The organism is Flavobacterium bizetiae, from assembly GCF_902804475.1.
Lineage (GTDB): Bacteria > Bacteroidota > Bacteroidia > Flavobacteriales > Flavobacteriaceae > Flavobacterium > Flavobacterium bizetiae.
The window spans coordinates 1-2,041 of the sequence record NZ_CADCSU010000243.1 but is presented as its reverse complement, the minus strand read 5'-3'; the positions used below and the strand labels follow the sequence as shown (position 1 = coordinate 2,041).

The window sequence follows — 2,041 nt, the reverse complement described above, 5'->3', positions numbered from 1 at the left end:
TTCATCAGAATCGACAGATTTTAAAGATTTTATTAATCCTTCTGAATTATTATAATATGGAATCAAAAGTATTGTCTTATTCATTTTTAACAGATATTGATTTATTTCTCATTCTGATCAAAATGGCCAAGCTAAGCCAAATTCCATAAATTCTAAAAGTATCTATTTGAAACCAATTTATATATAAACCTATAAGCGAAATTAATAGAATTATTAAAAGCGTTTTTTCTTCATCTTTTGCATTTATCATTAATAAACGTATTTCATTAAGCGAAAAATATAGTATCATTAAGAATAATAAAATCCCCACTAACCCGGTCTCAGCTAATAAACGGGTATAAATATTATATCCTGGCGGAAAGGCTTTTTCTTTTTTATTTTTATAAAACAATTCAAACTCATAATTGTCTCTTGTTGCCCAGATAGGATAATGCGTTCTGCTATGATACGATTGCTGACCAAAGCCAACACCTATAGCTGGATTTTCGAGAAAAACTTGTACTGATGCATATTGCATCCCAAATCTTGATTGATTAGAAACACTTTTTGTGAGGTTCTTTTTAAAATCTAAAGAATCTATTTTTTCTTCTACAGATTTAATTACTTTTTCGCCATTAAAAACCATTAATACAGAAAAAATTAAAATAAATCCGACGAAAAAGTTAACGATGTATCTTTTAAATCTTTTGTCTTTATATAAGAAAATCGAAAAAATAAACAATTGCAAAAATACTACAATAAGCCCTGTTCTTGATCCCGAAAAATAAGTTAAAATCAGCAAAGCAATTGCGGGCAAAAACTTTGTTGCTTTTTTACTGGTGAGAATATAGCTAAACATCCAACCGGAAATCGTGATTAAATAAATAGCTAAAAATGGTGGTTCATAGCATATAGATGAAATCCTCCCTGGTTGAAAATGACCAATTTCTAAAAATGGAAAATAATTGAATAGTTCAAGAATTTTATAAAAGATTAGAGAACCAAAAATGGAAAATAAAATTTCAAAAAAACCATATATTGAAGCTAATATCAAAGACCAAAGAAAAACCTTTCTTATTTTGAAAAGAATTTCTTTAAGCTCCATTTTTATTAAAACATTTATATACAAAAGCAAGAATATCAAACTCGACAATAACAAGGCAAAGTATTGTCGTATAAATCGATTTATTCCGCCTGTTTGTTTAAAATAATTAGAGGAAACTGTATTTATATTCAATAACGTAGTTATAAAACACCAGAGTAAAAAAAATAATATTAACTGAAAAATAAGACTTTTATAGGGTATAAAGATTTTCTTTGAAATGCAAACCTCAACACATAAAACTAAAAATCCTGCTATTAAAAAAAGAGCTCCTGCTTCGCTTTTAAATTCACCCAAAAAAGCAATCCCTTCATAATCATTGAAAGGAAAAAAGAAGAGACCTAAAAAGAATAATATTGTATATAATTTTTGGAGCACTAGTATTATTTTTTAGACAATTTATTTATATTTCTTATTGTTTCAGAAATTCGAGGATGATAAAAAAACCTGATGCTTAAGGTCAAAAATAATAAAGACAATGTAGATTTATGAAGAATTATTTTTAAAAGTATTTTTTCATATATTCCTTTACCTTCAATAACTTCTTCGTGATAATTTTTGGCTAATTCGTAAACCTTTTCATGAAAAATCATGCCTTTAATATAATTCCATTTTATTTTAAACGGAATTTTAGATACGGAACATTTATATACTAGATAAAAAATTCTTTGTATAAATCTAATTGCTTTCAATTTTTCTAATTCAATAGAGGAAATCGAAAGGTCATATTCTTTTTTAAAATCAAAATTGTATTTTTCGAGAGCTTTAGAAAAATAGTCATTCTCTATAGTAAGTCTTGATTTACTATTTGCAACTTCTCTGTAATAATATCCGGCGTAATCTGTAAATAAAACTTTTTCGGCCTTATTAAAAGCTTGTAAATTAAACATATTATCCTCTTCAATAACTCTGTTTCCAGGAAATCTTATTGAGTTTTCATTAATAAAGCTTCGTTTATAT

The 2,041-nt window shown here is 26.4% G+C and carries 2 protein-coding genes; both read right to left on the bottom strand.

Going from position 1 to position 2,041, the window contains the following annotated elements:
- Positions 1–76: 76 nt before the first annotated feature.
- The gene (locus FLACOL7796_RS24520) at positions 77–1,459 is read right to left on the bottom strand and encodes an O-antigen ligase family protein (protein WP_173973386.1); all 1,383 of its coding nucleotides are present in this window, start codon (positions 1,457–1,459) and stop codon (positions 77–79) included.
- A 5-nt stretch (positions 1,460–1,464) separates the two neighbouring features.
- Positions 1,465–2,041: hypothetical protein (locus FLACOL7796_RS24515; protein ID WP_197913343.1), on the bottom strand; the 577-nt coding region annotated here is incomplete at its 5' end.